Origin of the sequence: Myxococcus stipitatus DSM 14675 (assembly GCF_000331735.1) — a bacterium.
GTDB lineage: Bacteria > Myxococcota > Myxococcia > Myxococcales > Myxococcaceae > Myxococcus > Myxococcus stipitatus.
Map to the genome: position 1 here is coordinate 6,363,687 of NC_020126.1, position 15,081 is coordinate 6,378,767.

3 protein-coding genes are annotated in these 15,081 nt (G+C 68.7%); all 3 read right to left on the reverse strand.

The window, feature by feature from the left end; all coding sequences use genetic code 11:
- Positions 1 to 14: 14 nt before the first annotated feature.
- From MYSTI_RS24620 to MYSTI_RS24630, 3 genes are read right to left on the reverse strand one after another with little or no spacing between them, the layout of a single operon-like run.
- Positions 15 to 5,234 (reverse strand): MupA/Atu3671 family FMN-dependent luciferase-like monooxygenase, encoded by a 5,220-nt coding sequence (locus MYSTI_RS24620; RefSeq protein WP_015350512.1) that lies wholly within the window; start codon positions 5,232 to 5,234, stop codon positions 15 to 17.
- Positions 5,231 to 9,304, reverse strand: coding sequence for a type I polyketide synthase (locus MYSTI_RS24625; RefSeq protein WP_015350513.1), 4,074 nt, complete (start codon positions 9,302 to 9,304; stop codon positions 5,231 to 5,233). Before MYSTI_RS24625 ends, MYSTI_RS24620 begins: the two co-directional genes overlap by 4 nt.
- Positions 9,297 to 15,047 carry a type I polyketide synthase gene (locus MYSTI_RS24630; RefSeq protein ID WP_015350514.1) on the reverse strand — a complete coding sequence of 1,917 codons (5,751 nt, stop codon included), beginning with the start codon at positions 15,045 to 15,047 and terminating at the stop codon, positions 9,297 to 9,299. Before MYSTI_RS24630 ends, MYSTI_RS24625 begins: the two co-directional genes overlap by 8 nt.
- Positions 15,048 to 15,081 lie beyond the last annotated feature (34 nt).

The following is a 15,081-nucleotide window of genomic DNA, read 5'->3' on the forward strand; positions in this document are numbered from 1 at the left end:
CCAAACACCTCGCCTCAACGCGCCGCGACGGGCGCACCGAGCTCCTCCAGAACAACGGCCATCCGGTCCGCGACCTCACGAACGTAAGGTGCCTGCAGCATCGTGTAGTGATTGCCGGGGACCCGCTGCATCCGCGCTTGTGACAAACGTTCACCCCAGCTCTCCGCGGGGGCTGGCATCGGCTCCTCCCTGTTCGCGATCAACTGCTCGGCTTGAAGGAAGAGCACCCTGCCGGCGTAGGGCTCCGGTCGATACCGTGCCAACGCCCGCGCGTTCCGCTCGAAGACACGGAAGCGCTGCTCCAGCTCCGGCAGCTCGACCCCCGGCAAGGCTCCGAGCGCCTTCGCATGCTCCACCAGATAACGAAGCCGGCCCCCCTCATCGAGCGACTCCAGCCGCGCGGGGTCCAGCCGCGCCGCCGCTGTTCCTCCGAGCAGGTCCGTGGCGAACCATGCCATCAGCGCGCCAGGCTCCTGCGCCCGCTGGTAGAGCTCCGGTGACCAGGTCTCCAACAGCACGAGCAGCTCCACGTGTTCGCCAGTCGCCTCCAGCTGCCGCGCCATCGCTTGCGCGACAATCCCACCCGTGGACCAGCCGCCCAGCCGGTATGGACCGCTCGGACGCACCCGGCGCACCTCCTCCAGGTAGCGCGCCGCCATCTCCTCGACGGAGCAGGAGTCCGAGTCCATCAACGCCTGCAGCGCGAAGAACGGCTGCCGAGGCCCCAGCTGCCGAGACAGCGGCGCGTAGCACAGGACGTCTCCGCCCGTCGGATGCACGAAGAAGAGCGGAGGCTTGTCTCCCGTCTCCTGGATTCGCACGAGGGGCTCGCGGACACGCGCACCGCCCTCCTGTCGGCGCAGCAGGTCCGCCAGGTCCTGGATGGTGTCCGCCTGGAACAGGAGCGACACGGGGAGCGGACGGCCGAACCTCGCGCGCAGCCGGGACATCAGGCGGACCGCGAGCAAGGAGTGACCTCCCAGCGCGAAGAAGCCGCTGGTGACCCCGATGGGGCGCAGGTCGAACAGCTCCTCCCACAGCGACACGAGCTCCAGTTCCAGTGCATCACGAGGCGCGACGTAGGCCGCGGAGACCTCGCGCGCGGGGGCGTCGGGAAGCGGGAGCGCACGCACGTCCAGCTTCTGGTTGGGCGTCATGGGCAACGCCTCGAGCTGGACGAAGTGGGCGGGAATCATCGACGCCGGGAGTTGCTCGCGCAGTCGCCTCGACAGCTCCGACGGTGAGACGTTCGTCACCACGTAGGCAATCAGCGACACCTCACCCGCTGCATCCGGGCGAGCCACCACCACCGCCTGCGGAACATCCGGGTGCCTCCGCAGCGCCGCTTCAATCTCTCCCAGCTCGATGCGCACTCCACGCACCTTCACCTGGGTATCGAGTCGCCCCAGGAACTCGATGCGTCCATCGGCGGCGTGCCGCGCCAGGTCTCCGGTCCGGTACATGCGATCGCCCGGCCTCGTCCCCCAAGGGTCGGGCATGAAGCGCTCCGCCGTCAGCTCCGGACGGTGCAGGTAGCCTCGCGCCACGCCTTCCCCGCCGATGAAGACTTCACCCGGGACACCCAGCGGGACGGGCCTCAGCCGCGGGTCCAGCACGTACATCCGCGTGTCCGCGATGGGCCGGCCGATGGTGACTCCTACGTCGCCATCGCGAACCCCATCGAACGAAGACCAGATGGTCGTCTCCGTGGGCCCATACATGTTGAGGACGTCCCCCTCGACGTGCTCGAGGACCTGCCGCGCCAGCGCCACGGGAAACGGCTCTCCTCCAACGAGCAGCTTCTCGAGTGGACGCAGGGACTCCGCGCCTTCGGGCTCCAGCAGCAGCATCCGCAGCATCGACGGCGTGCATTGGAAGTGGGTGACGCCGTGCCGGGCGATGAGCGTGGGGATGTCATCCTCGGGGGCCTCGCTCGGCTGGCACCGCTCCTTCAGTGCAGCGAGCGTGTGCAGCCCCGCGAGCGTCGACTCCACATCCACGCCGAAGTCGATGAGACAGGCGACCTCGTCCACGCCGAGCTCACGCAGCTTCTCCAACAAGGGCAGGCAGGACTCCACATCGCCAAACAGGCCCATCTGGTGGAAGTACCGGTCCACGGCCCTCGACAGCAGCAGGTCGACGTCCTCTTCGCTCAGGGACTCCAACGCTTCGCCGTGAGGCAGTGGCCCGATGACCGAGCGCAGCAGCCCCAGCGAGCTCTTCAGGTACTGCCGCAGCGGCGCATCCACTTTCTGGCGAACGGCCTCGACGTCCTCGCCCATGAAGGTGTGGAGCATGAGCGTGACGTGGCCTCGACCGGGGCCATGTCCGGCGGACTTCCAAGCCGCTCGGTAGAGCTGGAGCTTCTTCGACAGCTCGGGGAGGTTCTGTCCCAGCAGGTGCGTGAGCACGCTGGCCCCCGCCTCTCCGGCCGCGCGGAAGGTCTCCGGGTTGCCCGCCGCCGTCACCCACACGGGGACCTCGGGCTGGATGGGACGTGGCTGTGATTGGACCCGAACGTCCTGCCCCTGGCCATTCCGGAAGGACACGGCGTCGCCCTTCCACAGCTTCCGGACGAGGGCGACCTGCTCGAAGAACTGGCTCCGCGCATCGGCGAAGCGTTCGGGCGCGAGGACGAAGTCGTTGGGGTGCCACCCCGACGCGAACGAGAGGTCCACGCGTCCCCCCGACAGGTTGTCGACGACGGCCCACTCCTCGGCGACGCGGATGGGGTTGTGCAAGGGAAGCACGATGCTCCCCGCCCGGAGCCGGATGTTCCGCGTCGTCGCCGCCAGCGCCGCGCTGACGACGGAGGGATTCGGGTACAGCCCTCCGAAGGCATGGAAGTGCCGCTCGGGTGTCCAGACCGCCGTGAAGCCGTGCGCGTCGGCGAAGCGCGCACCCTCCAACAGGAGCCGGTACTTGTCCCTCGCGTGCTCCCGCTCGTCGCTCGCGAAGTAGAACAGGCTGAACTCGAGCGGCTTGCGCGAACCCTCGCGCGACACGGGCTTGCGGCCGACGCCTTGCTCACCGCGGAGCACCACCTGAAAGCCTCGGGTCAGCGAGTACAGGAGCTCCAGCACCGAGATGTCGAACGACATGCTCGTCGTCGCCAGCCAGACACCGGGCGACGTCCCCTCCAGCGCGTCATCCATCGCCGCGAAGAAGCGCTCGATGTTGCGATGACAGACCAGAACCGCCTTCGGGCGCCCCGTGGACCCCGAGGTGTAGAGCGTGTACGCCACGTTCTCCGCGCCCACACCGCTCGACGGCGGTTCCTCGGCCGCGGGCTCCTCGGCGTCCAGCCACACGACCTTCACTCGCGCGTCCTCCGGCAACACGCGCAGCCGCGACTCGGACACCACCACCGGTGCTCGCGAGTCCGTGAGCATGTACGCGAGCCGCTCCGCGGGATAGGTCGGGTCCATGGGCACGTAGGCGCCCCCCGCCTTCAGGATGCCCAGCATGCCCACCACCATGCCGGCCCCTCGCGAGACACAGAGTCCCACGCGGACCTCCGGCCCCACGCCCAGCGCCCGCAGTCGATGCGCCAGCCGGTTCGCCTGGAGGTCCAGCTCGCGGTAGCTCAAGCGCTCGCGGCCTGAAATCAACGCGACCGTGTCCGGCGTGCGCTGGACCTGCTCCTCGAACAGCCCATGGATGCAGACCTCTCGCACGGGACCTTCCGTCGAGGTGTCGTTCCAGGTCTCGAGCACCTCGCGGCGCTCCTCCGACGTCAACAGCGGGAGGTCCGACACGCGCTGGTCACGAGACTCGACGATGGCTTCCAACAGCGTCGTGAGGTGCCCCACCATGCGCAGGGCTTGGGCCTCGTCGAACAGGTCCGTGCGGAACTTCAGCACGCCGCCCAGCGAGTCCTCTGTCTCGGACAACTCCAGGGACAGGTCGAACTGTCCTTGCTGCTGGGGGAGGTCGAACGGGCGAAGCACCAGCCCTCCGGCCGCGGCTCCCTGGTAGATGTCTCCCTTGGGGGTCGGCTGGAGCATGAAGACAGCCTGGAAGAGGGGCGAACGGTCCGCGTGGCGTTCCGGGTTCAACTTCTCCACGAGCAGGTGGAATGGGAAGTCCTGGTGCGCGAGCGCACCGACGACGGTCTGTCGGAGCTGCCGGAGGAGGTCTCGGAAGACAGGGTCCCCCGAGAGGTCGCCCCGCAGGACCACCATGTTCATGAAGTTGCCGACCACCTTCGCGAACTCGGGCTGGGTCCTCCCGAGCGAGGGAGACCCCACGAGGAGGTCCTCCTGTCCCGAGTACCGATGCAGAAGCACCAGGTACGCGGCGAGGAGCAGCGTGTAGAGCGTGACGCCCTCCTGCTCACAGATGGCCCGCAGCTGTCGAGGGAGCGTCCCCCGCAGCAGCACGGGCACGGACGCCCCCGCGTAGGTCTGCACCGAGGGCCTCGGCTTCGCGAATGGCAGGTCCAGCGACGACGGCGCCCCCGCGAGCTGCTTCGACCAGTAGTCCCACAGGCGTTGCCCGGTGGCACCCGCGAGCATCTCCGACTGCCAGCGGACGTAGTCCGTGTACGTCGCCCGAGGAGCGGGGAGCGCGGCGGGGACACCTGCCTTCTCCGCTGGATAGAGGTGCCGCAGCAGCTCCTCGCCCAGGATGAGCAGCGACCAGCCGTCGTAGACGATGTGGTGGATGGCGATGAGCAGCACGTGCTCCCGAGCGGTTCGGGAGAACAGGTGCACTCGCATCAACGGCCCCTGCTCCAGGTCGAACGGCGCCTCGTAGGCGCGGGTGACGCGGGCGCGCAGGGCCTCGGGCTCCTCGTCCGTCGCGAGGACGTGCTCGAAGCAGAGGGAGTCCCGCCGCCGCACCTTCTGGACGGGCTGTCCCCGCCGCGTGCCGAAGGTCGTCCGCAACACGCCGTGCCGCTCCACCAGTCGTTGGCAGGCGCGACGCAGGGCCGGGACGTCCACCTCGGTGACGATGCGAAGCGACAGCGCCGTGTTGTAGGCGATGCTGTCCGGAGCCAGCTGCGCGACGAACCAGAGCGCCTGTTGTCCATGCGAGAGCGGGTGGATGGACTCGCCATCCGCCGCGTCCTGGCGGAGGTGGTTCACCAGCGCGTCCTTGTGCGTGGACAGCAGCGACAGGGCCTCGGGAGACAGGGCTCCCTTCGGCGCGCGGTACTTCAGCCGCTCGCCTTCGACCCACAGCGTGATGCCCTGCCGGGACAGCTCCGCGACGAGCTCGCCGGCAATCACAGTTCGCCTTCTTCCCAGTCCGGGCTCGCCCCCTGTGTCCTCGCTCCGCCGTTGAGCTGCTCGGCGAGCCGCTGCGAGAGGTGCGCGACACTCGCCCCCTGCAACAGCTCATCGAGCTGCATGTTCACGCCGGTCTCCGCGTGAATCTTGTGCTTCAGCTCCAGCGACAGCAGCGAGTCCAGGCCCAGCGTGTTGAGCGGCTGCTCCGAGTCCAGGCGCACCACCGGCATCTTCAGGAGGCTCGCGACCAGCTCACGCAGATAGCTGTCCAGGAGCGGGCCTCGCTGAGCGGGCTCCGCGCTGAGCAGGTCCTTGGAGAAGGTGCTCGCCGTCAACGAGGCGGCCTGGAGCGTCGCCGCATCGGGAACAGGAGGCAGGACGTACGTGCCCGCCTCGACGGCGTCGCAGGTCTTGCCGTAGGCGACTCGTTCGCCCAGGCGCTCCAGGTTGATGCGGCGGATCGCGTCGACCTCCAGCGACTCGTCCTTCGTCACCGTGAGCAGGAGATAGGCCGCGAGTCGACGCCGGAGCAGCTCACCCAGCATGTGGATGCCGTGGAGGTGCTTCTGGGTGACCTCGTCCGTCCCGCGAGCCACGTCCGCGAAGTTCCGCTCGAACTCGGGGTCATGGAGGAAGTGGGCGATCTCCTGGCTGGCCTCCACGGCCTCCACGACACGGAGGTGGTTGCGCGCGAGCAACTCCGCCCACTCGGCCTGAGGCACGAACTGGGTCGTGGACTCGGGGTGCTCGATGGTGGTGGTCATGTTCGAGACGGTCTCGGCCATGACCAGGAAGCCGCCCTGGCGGAGGCTCCGACTCAGGTTCGCGAACAGGTCCGCCTTGTTGCGGATGTGGTGGATGACCTGGAACGCGATGGCCAGGTCGTAGGTCGCGGGGAAGGGGTCTCGCGAGCTGTCCTGGTAGTGCAGCGAGATTCGGCCGTCCAAGCCCAGCGCGCGGATGCGCTGGCGCCCCGCTTCAATCTGGTCCGGCGAGATGTTGCAGCCGTGCAGCTCCAGGTGGGAGTGCGCCCTCGCCAGGTCGATGAGGTCGGCGGCATGGCCACACCCGATGTCGAGCACGCGCTTGAACGACGAGAAGTCGAGGCCCCGGTAGAGCGTCCTGGCCATCTCCTGATTCGACTCGAGCGCCAGCTCGTAGAACGTCCGGAACATCGCCGCCTTCTCCGGGTCCGCCGCGGGACGGTACATCGCAACCCACGAGAAGCCCGGCACGGGCTCGCGGAACGTCGCGAAGCGCAGCGAGGGAGACTCACCCGAGACATTGCCTTCCGCGAGCTGCGCGACGGACCGGTAGAACGACACCAGGACATCCGTGTTGGGAATGAGCGAGTCGACCCAGAAGCGCTCGCGTTGAAAGGGATACGTGGGCAATGGCACTCGCCGCCTCTCCCGTCCTCCCTCCAGCTCCCCCCACTTCACCTCCACCCCTTTCACATACAGCCTCGCCGCACTCCCCAGCAGCTCCTCCCTGTCACTCCTCCCCGGCTTCAGGCTCCCCACCCACTCCGCTTCCCCCAGGTACCTCTTCCCCAGCCCCGTCAGCGTCGCCTTCGGCCCCACCTCCACGAAGACCCGGTAGCCCTTCTCATACAGCCCCCTCAATCCCTCCCACCACCTCACCGGCTCCCTCAGCTGCCTCCCCCAGTACCTCCCCTCCCTCGCCTCGTCCCCCCTCACCTCCCTCCCGCTCACATTCGACACCCACTCCACCTCTCCCCTCTCCATCCTCACCCTTCCCGCCACCCTCTCGAATTCCTCCCTCATCGGCTCCATCAACGACGAATGAAACGCATGCGTCGTCTTCAGCCTCCGACTCTCCTTCCCCTTCCCCCTCAACCTCTCCACCACCTCCTCCACCTCCTCCTCCCTCCCCGACAGCACCACCTCCTCGGGCCCGTTCACCGCCGCTCCATCAACCCTCCTCCCCCTTCCCTCCTCACCTCCTCCTCCCCGCACACTCACCGCCACCACTCCTCCCCCCCTTCCTCCACTCCCTCCATCAACCTCCCTCCTCTCCATCACCAGCTTCAGCCCCTCCTCCCACCCAAAAACTCCCGCCACACTCGCCGCCACGTACTCACCCAGGCTGTGCCCCATCACCGCCGCTGGCTTCACCCCCCACTTCTTCCACACCTGCGCCAGGCTCCACTCCACCGCGAACAACGCCCCCTGGGACACCCGGCTCTTCTCCAGCTCCTTCCCCTTCCCCCCGTACAGCACCTCCAGCAACGACTCCCCCGTCTCCCTCCTCATCACCTCGTCGCACTTCCTCATCTCTTCCCGAAACGTCTCCTCCGTCTCGTACAGCTCCCTCCCCATCCCTTCCGCCTGCACCCCCTGCCCCGTGAAGAGCATCACCACCTCTTCCCCTCCCACCTTCTTCGCCTGCCCCACCGCTCCCTTCTCCACCACCCCTTCCCTCTCGTACCTCCCCAGCTCCTCCTTCAACTCCTCCAGCGTCCTCCCCACCACCGCCACCCTCTGCCCGTACCTCCCCCTCCCCTCGTTCGCCGTGAAGCACACGTCCCCCACCGCCCCCTCCGCGCTCCTCGCGTACCTCCCCGCCAGCTCCCTCAGCGCCTTCTCGCTCCTCGCTGACAGCGCCAGCACGTGTGCCCGCCGCTCCTCCTGCTCTTCCTTCCTCGACACCTCCGGCGCCTCTTCCAGCACCACGTGCACGTTCGTCCCGCTGGCGCCAAACGAGCTCACGCCTCCCACGCGCTTTCTCTCTCTCGCATCCCACGGGGTGCGTCGGGTCGGCACCTCCACGGGCAGCTCGTCCCAGGGGATGTAGGGATTGCCTCGCTTGAAGTGCAGGTGCGGCGGCAGCTCCCGGTGCTGCAAGGACAACACGAGCTTGATGAGGCCCGCGATGCCCGCCGCGTACTCGAGGTGCCCGATGTTCGTCTTCACCGAGCCCACTCGGAGCACTTCACCTCGCGCCTTCTTCGGCTCGAACACCGCACCCAGCGCGCGCATCTCGATGGGGTCTCCCAGCGACGTGCCCGTGCCATGCGCTTCGATGAAGTCCACCTGGGAGGGCTCGAGCCCCGCGTCCGCGAGCGCGCCTCGAATCACCGCCTGCTGCGCGAGCCCGTTGGGCACCGTCAGGTCACTGCTGTGCCCCCCTTGATTCACCGCCGTGCCCCGGATGACGGCGAGGATGTTGTCTCCGTCTTCCATCGCGCGTGAGAGCGGCTTGAGCACCACCATGCCGCAGCCCTCGCCGCGTCCGTATCCATCCGCGGCGGCATCGAAGGACTTGCAGCGCCCATCCACCGCGAGCATGCGGGACTTGCAGGTGGTGACCATCCCCTCCGGCACGAGGATGAGGTTCACTCCGCCCACCAGCGCGAGCGTGCTCTCCCCCGAGCGCAAGCTCTGACACGCCAGATGCACGGCGACGAGCGACGAGGAGCAGGCCGTATCCACGCCCAGGTTCGGCCCCTGCAAGTCGAGCAGGTGAGAGAGCCTGCCCGTCGCGAACGTGAGCAGGCTGCCCGTGAGATAGGACACGTCGATGCGCTCGGGTCCGTTGTCCTGGAGGAGCTTCGTGTAGTCGCCCGTGGCGCCACCGATGAACACACCCGTCTTGCTCCCCGCGAGGCTCTTCGGCGAGAGCCCCGCGTTCTCCAGCGCCTCCCAGGTCACCTCCAGGAGCAGACGATGCTGCGGGTCCAGGTTCGCCGCCGCGCGAGGAGGGATGCCGAAGAAGTACGGGTCGAAGAGGTCTATCCCTTCCAGGAAGGCCCCGTGGCGCGTGTACATCTTCCCGGGTGCCGAAGGGTCGGCGTCGTAGTGCGCATCGACATCCCAGCGTCCTCGCGGCACCTCCTGGACGGTGTCCACGCCGTCGCGCAGGAGCTTCCAGAAGGAGTCGGGGTCGTTCGCGCCGCCCGGGAACCGGCACCCCATGCCGATGACGGCGATGGGCTCCGCCGTCTTCGCCGGGACAGCCTCTCCCACCGAGCGCAGCAACATCCTGGCAAGGCTCACGCGCTTCTCGGGCGAGAGCCCTCGCACCAGCTTCTCCAGTACCTCACTCATGTGTGCCCCCTCCCGGCAGTGATTGGACCAGCGAGTCCAGCGCGGACTCCGACATCCGGTCCGCCTCGCTCAACAGTTCGAGAATGCGTTCGTCCTTCGACAGGGCGTCCGGCTCCGGCAACGAGGCCATGAGCGCCGCGAGCGCGGGCACTTCCCTCGACAGGTACTCGGACAGCTCCGCGACCGAGGGATGCTCGAACGCCAGCGTCGACGGGAGCTTGTGTCGCAGGTTCCGCTCGAGCTGGTTCTTCAGCTCCACGGACATCAGCGAGTTCATCCCCATCTGGAAGAAGCCTCGCCGAGGCTCCAGCGTCGCGGGCTCCGCCCCCAGCACCCGCGCCGCCTCGCGCCGGACGTAGTCCTGAAGCACCGCGTGGCGGCGACCCGAGGGCGCCTCTTCCAACCACACCAACAGCTCGGGCCGGTCCACGCTCGCGCGCGCCGCCGTCCCCTCCACCGCCAGGTGTTCGAGCAACGGACGCCGCCGCCGCGCCTCGTGAAGCGGCTTGAACCGAGCCCAGTCCACCGCCGCCACGGTGCGCTGGGTGATTCCCGCGTCCACCAGGCGCCCCAGCATCGAGAGCGCCGCGGACGTGGGCACCACGTCCAACCCCACCTGCGAGAAGAAGCGCCGAGCCTCCTCCGAGCCCGCCATTCCCCCCTCGCTCCAGCGGCCCCAGTTGACGCTCGTTGCGGGGAGTCCTCGCGCCTTTCGATGGTGGGCCAGCGCGTCCAGGAAGTGGTTCGCCGACGCATAGGCCGCCATGCCTTGCGAGCCCCACACGGACGCCGCGGAGGAGAACAGCACGAAGCAATGCAGCGGCAGGTCCTGGGTCAGCTCGTGCAACAGCCACGCACCCAGCGCCTTGGGTTGGAACACGGAGGTGAGGACCCGCGCGTCCGTCTCCATCCACGCGCGGGGCTCGGCGGTTCCAGCCGCGTGGAGGATGCCCACGAGGGGAACAGGGCCCCTCCGGCACTCGGCGATGAGCGCACGAACCTGGTCGGGCTCCCCCATGTCACAGCGCACGTACCGCACGGACGTGCCTTGGGCCTGGAGTCCTCGGAGCGCTTGGAGCGCGGCGGCATGAGGGTTGTTCTCAGGGAGCGCGTCCCAGGTTCCCGGCTCGGGCAGCTCGGTGCGCCCCGCCAGGACGAGGTGCCGGACACCTCGTGCGACGAGCCAGCTGGCCGTCCTGAGACCGAGGCCGCCGAGTCCACCGGTGATGAGGTACACGCCGTCGCCGCGCCAGGCGGAGTCACGCGCGGGCGGAGGCTCGCGCCGCATCAGCCGCGCCACATGGCGCTTGTGCCCACGAAGCACGAGCTGGTCCTCGCCATCCGAGGTGCACAGCTCGTCGCACAGCGCATCCAGCTCTGCTTCAGCCGGCGCGGGTGACACGTCCACCATCCCGCCCCAACGCTCGGGGTGCTCCAGTGCGAGGACTCGACCCGCGCCCCAGAGCGGCGCCTGCGCGACGGACACCCGGTCCCCCTCCGCGACCGCCTGCGCGCCTTGGGTCACCAGCCATACTCGCGCGGCGTCGCCCAGGCGCTGCGTCAGCGTCAGCACACTCCCGCAGCCGAGCTTCAGCGCTTCGCTTGTCGCCGACGCCTCGGGAGCCAGAGCGTCCGGCAGATCCAGGCTCCACAGGTGCACCACGCCTCGAACGGCGCCCCGGTTCTCCGCGACCCATGCGTCGAGGACTCGCTGCCAGTCCGCGGGGGCGTCCGGACGGACATCCGCGCGGCCCGTCTCCGTCCTCTCCGGGGCGGGTGGCGCATGAAGCAGCAGGCAGCGTTCACCGCGTGCGCGCAGCCTCGTGGCCAGTGCCTCTCCGACGCCCTTGCAGTCGCAGAGGAGCAGCCAGCTTCCTTCCTTCGCGGCCTTCGTCGCCACGTCGCGCCGGGCCTGTTCGGGCCAGGTCAGCTCGTAGAGCCACTCACGCGCGACCGACGCCTCCGCGTCCTCCGGTGGCGCCGCCCATGCGCCCCCATCCTCGAAGACCGTCAGGGGCGTCAGCGCGCCGAGCTTCGCGCGATTCACCCGCGCCAGGTACGAACCACCCGCATACGTGTCCTTCTGCGCGACCAGCAGGGCATAGCTCATCAGCCCCTTCTCGAGCGCCTTGCCGAAGTTGCGCATGGCATCGAAGTTCCGCTTCACCAGGTCGCTCAGCTGGAAGTGCCGGGCCACGAGCTCCAGGTGTTGGTCGAACCCCGGGTCATCGAGGAAGTTCGCCGCCTCACGGCTGATGTCGACACTCTCCACCAGACGGAACTGGTGACGGGCCAGGAGCTCCGCCCATTCCTCCGCGTTGACGTTGTACGACGCGGTCTCCTCGACGTTGATGGCCGAGGCCCCGTTGGCGATGAAGTCCGCCATGAGCAGGAACCCACCATTGTGGAGCGCCCGCGAGAGGTTCGCGAACAGCGCCCCCTTGTCGGCGATGTGCGTGGCGACCTCGAAGCCGAAGGCCACGTCGTAGCGGTCCGGAAACGCCTCCTTCGCGCTGTCCCGCGCGAAGACCCGGACCCGACCTTGAAGGCTCCGCGCCCGGACTCGCTCGGTGTCCAAGGATGCCTGCTCCGCGGAGATGGTGTAGCCATCCAGCTCCAGGTGCGGGTGCTTCCGGGCCAGCGAGATGAGGTCCGAGGCATAGCCACAGCCGAAGTCGAGCACCTTGCTCACCGAGGACCAGCGCACGCCCCGGAACAACACCGACCGCAGCCCCCGCTGGCCTTCCAGCAGCAGCGCGGCGTGCTCCGGTTGCTCCGCGAGCCCATAGACACTCTTGAGCCAGGAGAACCCAGGCACCCGCTGTCGCTGGATGCCGAACGTCAGGTAGACCTCGTCCAGCGCGAGCACCCGCGCGCCCTCCGCGGAGTCGTCATAGAAACGCGAGGGTGTTCCATTCGCGTGTGCCGTCCGCTCCACGGCCTCGGGTCGCGGCGGCACGGGGCGCATCACACGCGAGCCGTCGGTCCCCCGCTCCTTCCAGTAGCGCGAGCGCTGCCACGGATAGGCGGGCAGCGGCACACACCGTCCTCCTCGGGGGAAGAGCGCTCGCCAGTCGATGGGGTGCCCCGCCGTGTGCAACGCGCCCAGCGATTGGAGGAGGACCTCCATCTCCCCTTCCTCTCGCCGCAGCGACGGCAACACGAGGCCGTCCACACCCGAGTCCCGCTGAAGCCGCTCCAGGCTCTGCGCCAGGATGGGATGGGGACTGAGCTCCAGGAAGACACTCGCGTTGTTCTTCAGGAGCTGCTGGATGACGGGCGCGAACAGCACCGGCTCGCGCAGGTTGCGCCGCCAGTAGGCCGCGTCCCAGTCCATCCCATCCGTCAGCCCTCCCGTCACGGTGGAGTAGACCGGAAGGCGGGCGGCCTTCGGCTGGAGCCCGGCGAGCACGTCCATCAGGTCGGGCAACAAGGGCTCCACCTGTGGTGAGTGCGAGGCGACGTCGACCTTGATGGCCCGACAGAAGACATTGCGTGCCTGAAGCCGCGCCATGACCTGCTGAAGGGCCTCCGGCGCCCCGGCCAGCACCGTGGACGTCGGCCCATTGCTCGCGGCGATGGAGAGACGGTCCTCGAATCCCTCGAGGGCCTGTCGAGCCTGCGCCAAGGGGACCTCCACGAGCGCCATGCCCCCACTGCCGCGGACCCGCCGCAACAGCGCGCTGCGCCGGCAGATGACCCGCGTCGCGTCCTCCAGGCTCAACACTCCCGCGACATGGGCCGCGGCCACCTCGCCCATGCTGTGCCCCACGACCGCGTCGGGCTCGATTCCCCACGCACGCCACTGCGCCGCGAGCGCCACCGAGATGGCGAACAACACCGGCTGGATGAAGCCGATGTCCTCCAGCAGCGCCCCGTCTCCCTCCCCCGAGAGCACGGACACGAGCGAGCCGTCGACGTGGGCGCGCATCGCCTGGTCACACGCCTCCAACGTGGCGCGGAAGACGGGCGCGACGCTCATCAACTCCCGCGCCATGCCGGGCCACTGCGAGCCCTGCCCCGAGAAGACGAACACCACCTTCGGCCTGCGCCCGGAGGCTTCGCGACGCGCTATCGCCGGACGTGGCTCCTCCTTGAGGAACGCCCCCAGGTGGTCCGCCAGCTCTTCTCGCGTGCGCCCCACCACCGACAGTCGCTGCTCGTAGTGGCCTTTCCGTGCGCTCGCCGAAAAGCAGAGGTCTTCCAGCGGCACCGACGCGTTCTTCAACCAGGATTGGTAGGTCTCCGCGAGCGTGCGGAGTGCCTTCTCGTCGCGCGCGGACAGCGGCAGCAGGTGCGCGGGACGCTCCGGGGCCTCCGGAGACGGTGAAGCCCGGACCTCCCTCCCTGGCGCTTCCTCGACGACGAGATGCGCGTTGATGCCGCTGAGCCCGAAGGAGCTGATCCCCGCCAGCCGGCTCCTCGAGGCCACCTCCCATGGACGCACCTCGGTGGGAATCGCCAGGGGCAGCTCGTCCCACGGGATGGCGCGCGTGCGCTCCCGCAGGTGGAGGTGCGGAGGAATCTCCCGGTGCTGGAGCATCAGCACCACCTTCATCAGTCCCGCGATGCCCGCCGCCGCTTCCAGGTGCCCGAGGTTCGTCTTGATGGAGCCCAGACAGAGGGGATGGGTGCGCTCGCGACCGGGCGCGAAGATCTTCTGGAGCGCGCGGACCTCTATCGGGTCTCCGAGCGGTGTCCCCGTGCCGTGGGCTTCGATGTAGCTCACCTGCGCGGGCTCCACTCCCGCGCTGGCCAGGGCCCTGCGAATCACGTCCTCTTGCGCGGGACCACTGGGAACCGTGAGCCCTCCGCTGGGGCCATCGTGGTTGACGGCGCCGCCTCGGATGAGAGCCAGGACCGGGTCCCCGTCAGCCCATGCATCCGAGAGCCGCTTGAGCACCACGACGCCACATCCCTCGCCGCGAACGTAGCCGTCCGCGGAGGCGTCGAACGTCTTGCAGCGCCCGGTGGGCGACTGGGAGCGCAGCCGCGACGAGACGATGTGGCCATCCGGCGCCAGCATCACGCTCACGCCGCCCGCGATGGCCATGTTGCTCTCGCGCGCACGCAGGCTCTGACACGCCAACTGCACGGTCACGAGCGACGAGGAGCACGCGGTGTTCACCGCCATGCTCGGACCTTGTGCCCCCAGGATGTACGAGAGCCTCCCCGCCATGAAGCTCGGGTCGCTGCCGAAGGCCAGATAGGCATCCATCGACGCCGGGTCCGCCTCGCGCGCCTGGAGCAGGGAGTAGTCGTTGAGCATCACCCCGACGAACACGCCGGTGAGGCTGTTCGCGATGCGCGCCTGCCCCGCGTTGGCGAGCGCCTCCCACGTCACCTCCAGCATCAGCCGCTGCTGAGGGTCCATGCTCGCGGCTTCCCTCGGAGCGATGCCGAAGAACCGGGCATCGAGCTCGTCGAGGCGAACCCCTTTCAGGAAGCCCCCCCAGCGCGTGTACATCTTTCCGTCCGCGCTCGGGTCCGGGTCGAAGTAGTCGTCGATGGGCCAGCGGTCCGGTGGCACTTCGACGATGGCGTCGCGGCCATCGCGCAACAACTGCCAGAGTGCCTCCGGGCTGTGCGCGCCTCCGGGCATGCGACAGGCCATGCCGATGATGGCGATGGGCTCTCGCTTCTCGCGCTCACTGGCCTCCAGCCTCGCCTGCATCTTCTCCAGCGCCACCAGGGCGCGAGCCAGGCGCGCACTGGGGTCGTGCGTTTCCACGCGGGTGCTCATTCGTCGTGCCTCTTTCCTGGACGTCGACGCGGGA

Excerpts from the sequence above, each read along its gene's own strand:
- MYSTI_RS24625 (WP_015350513.1), bottom strand. The coding sequence starts at position 9,304 with ATGAGTGAGGTACTGGAGAAGCTGGTGCGAGGGCTCTCGCCCGAGAAG.
- MYSTI_RS24630 (WP_015350514.1), bottom strand. The coding sequence starts at position 15,047 with ATGAGCACCCGCGTGGAAACGCACGACCCCAGTGCGCGCCTGGCTCGC.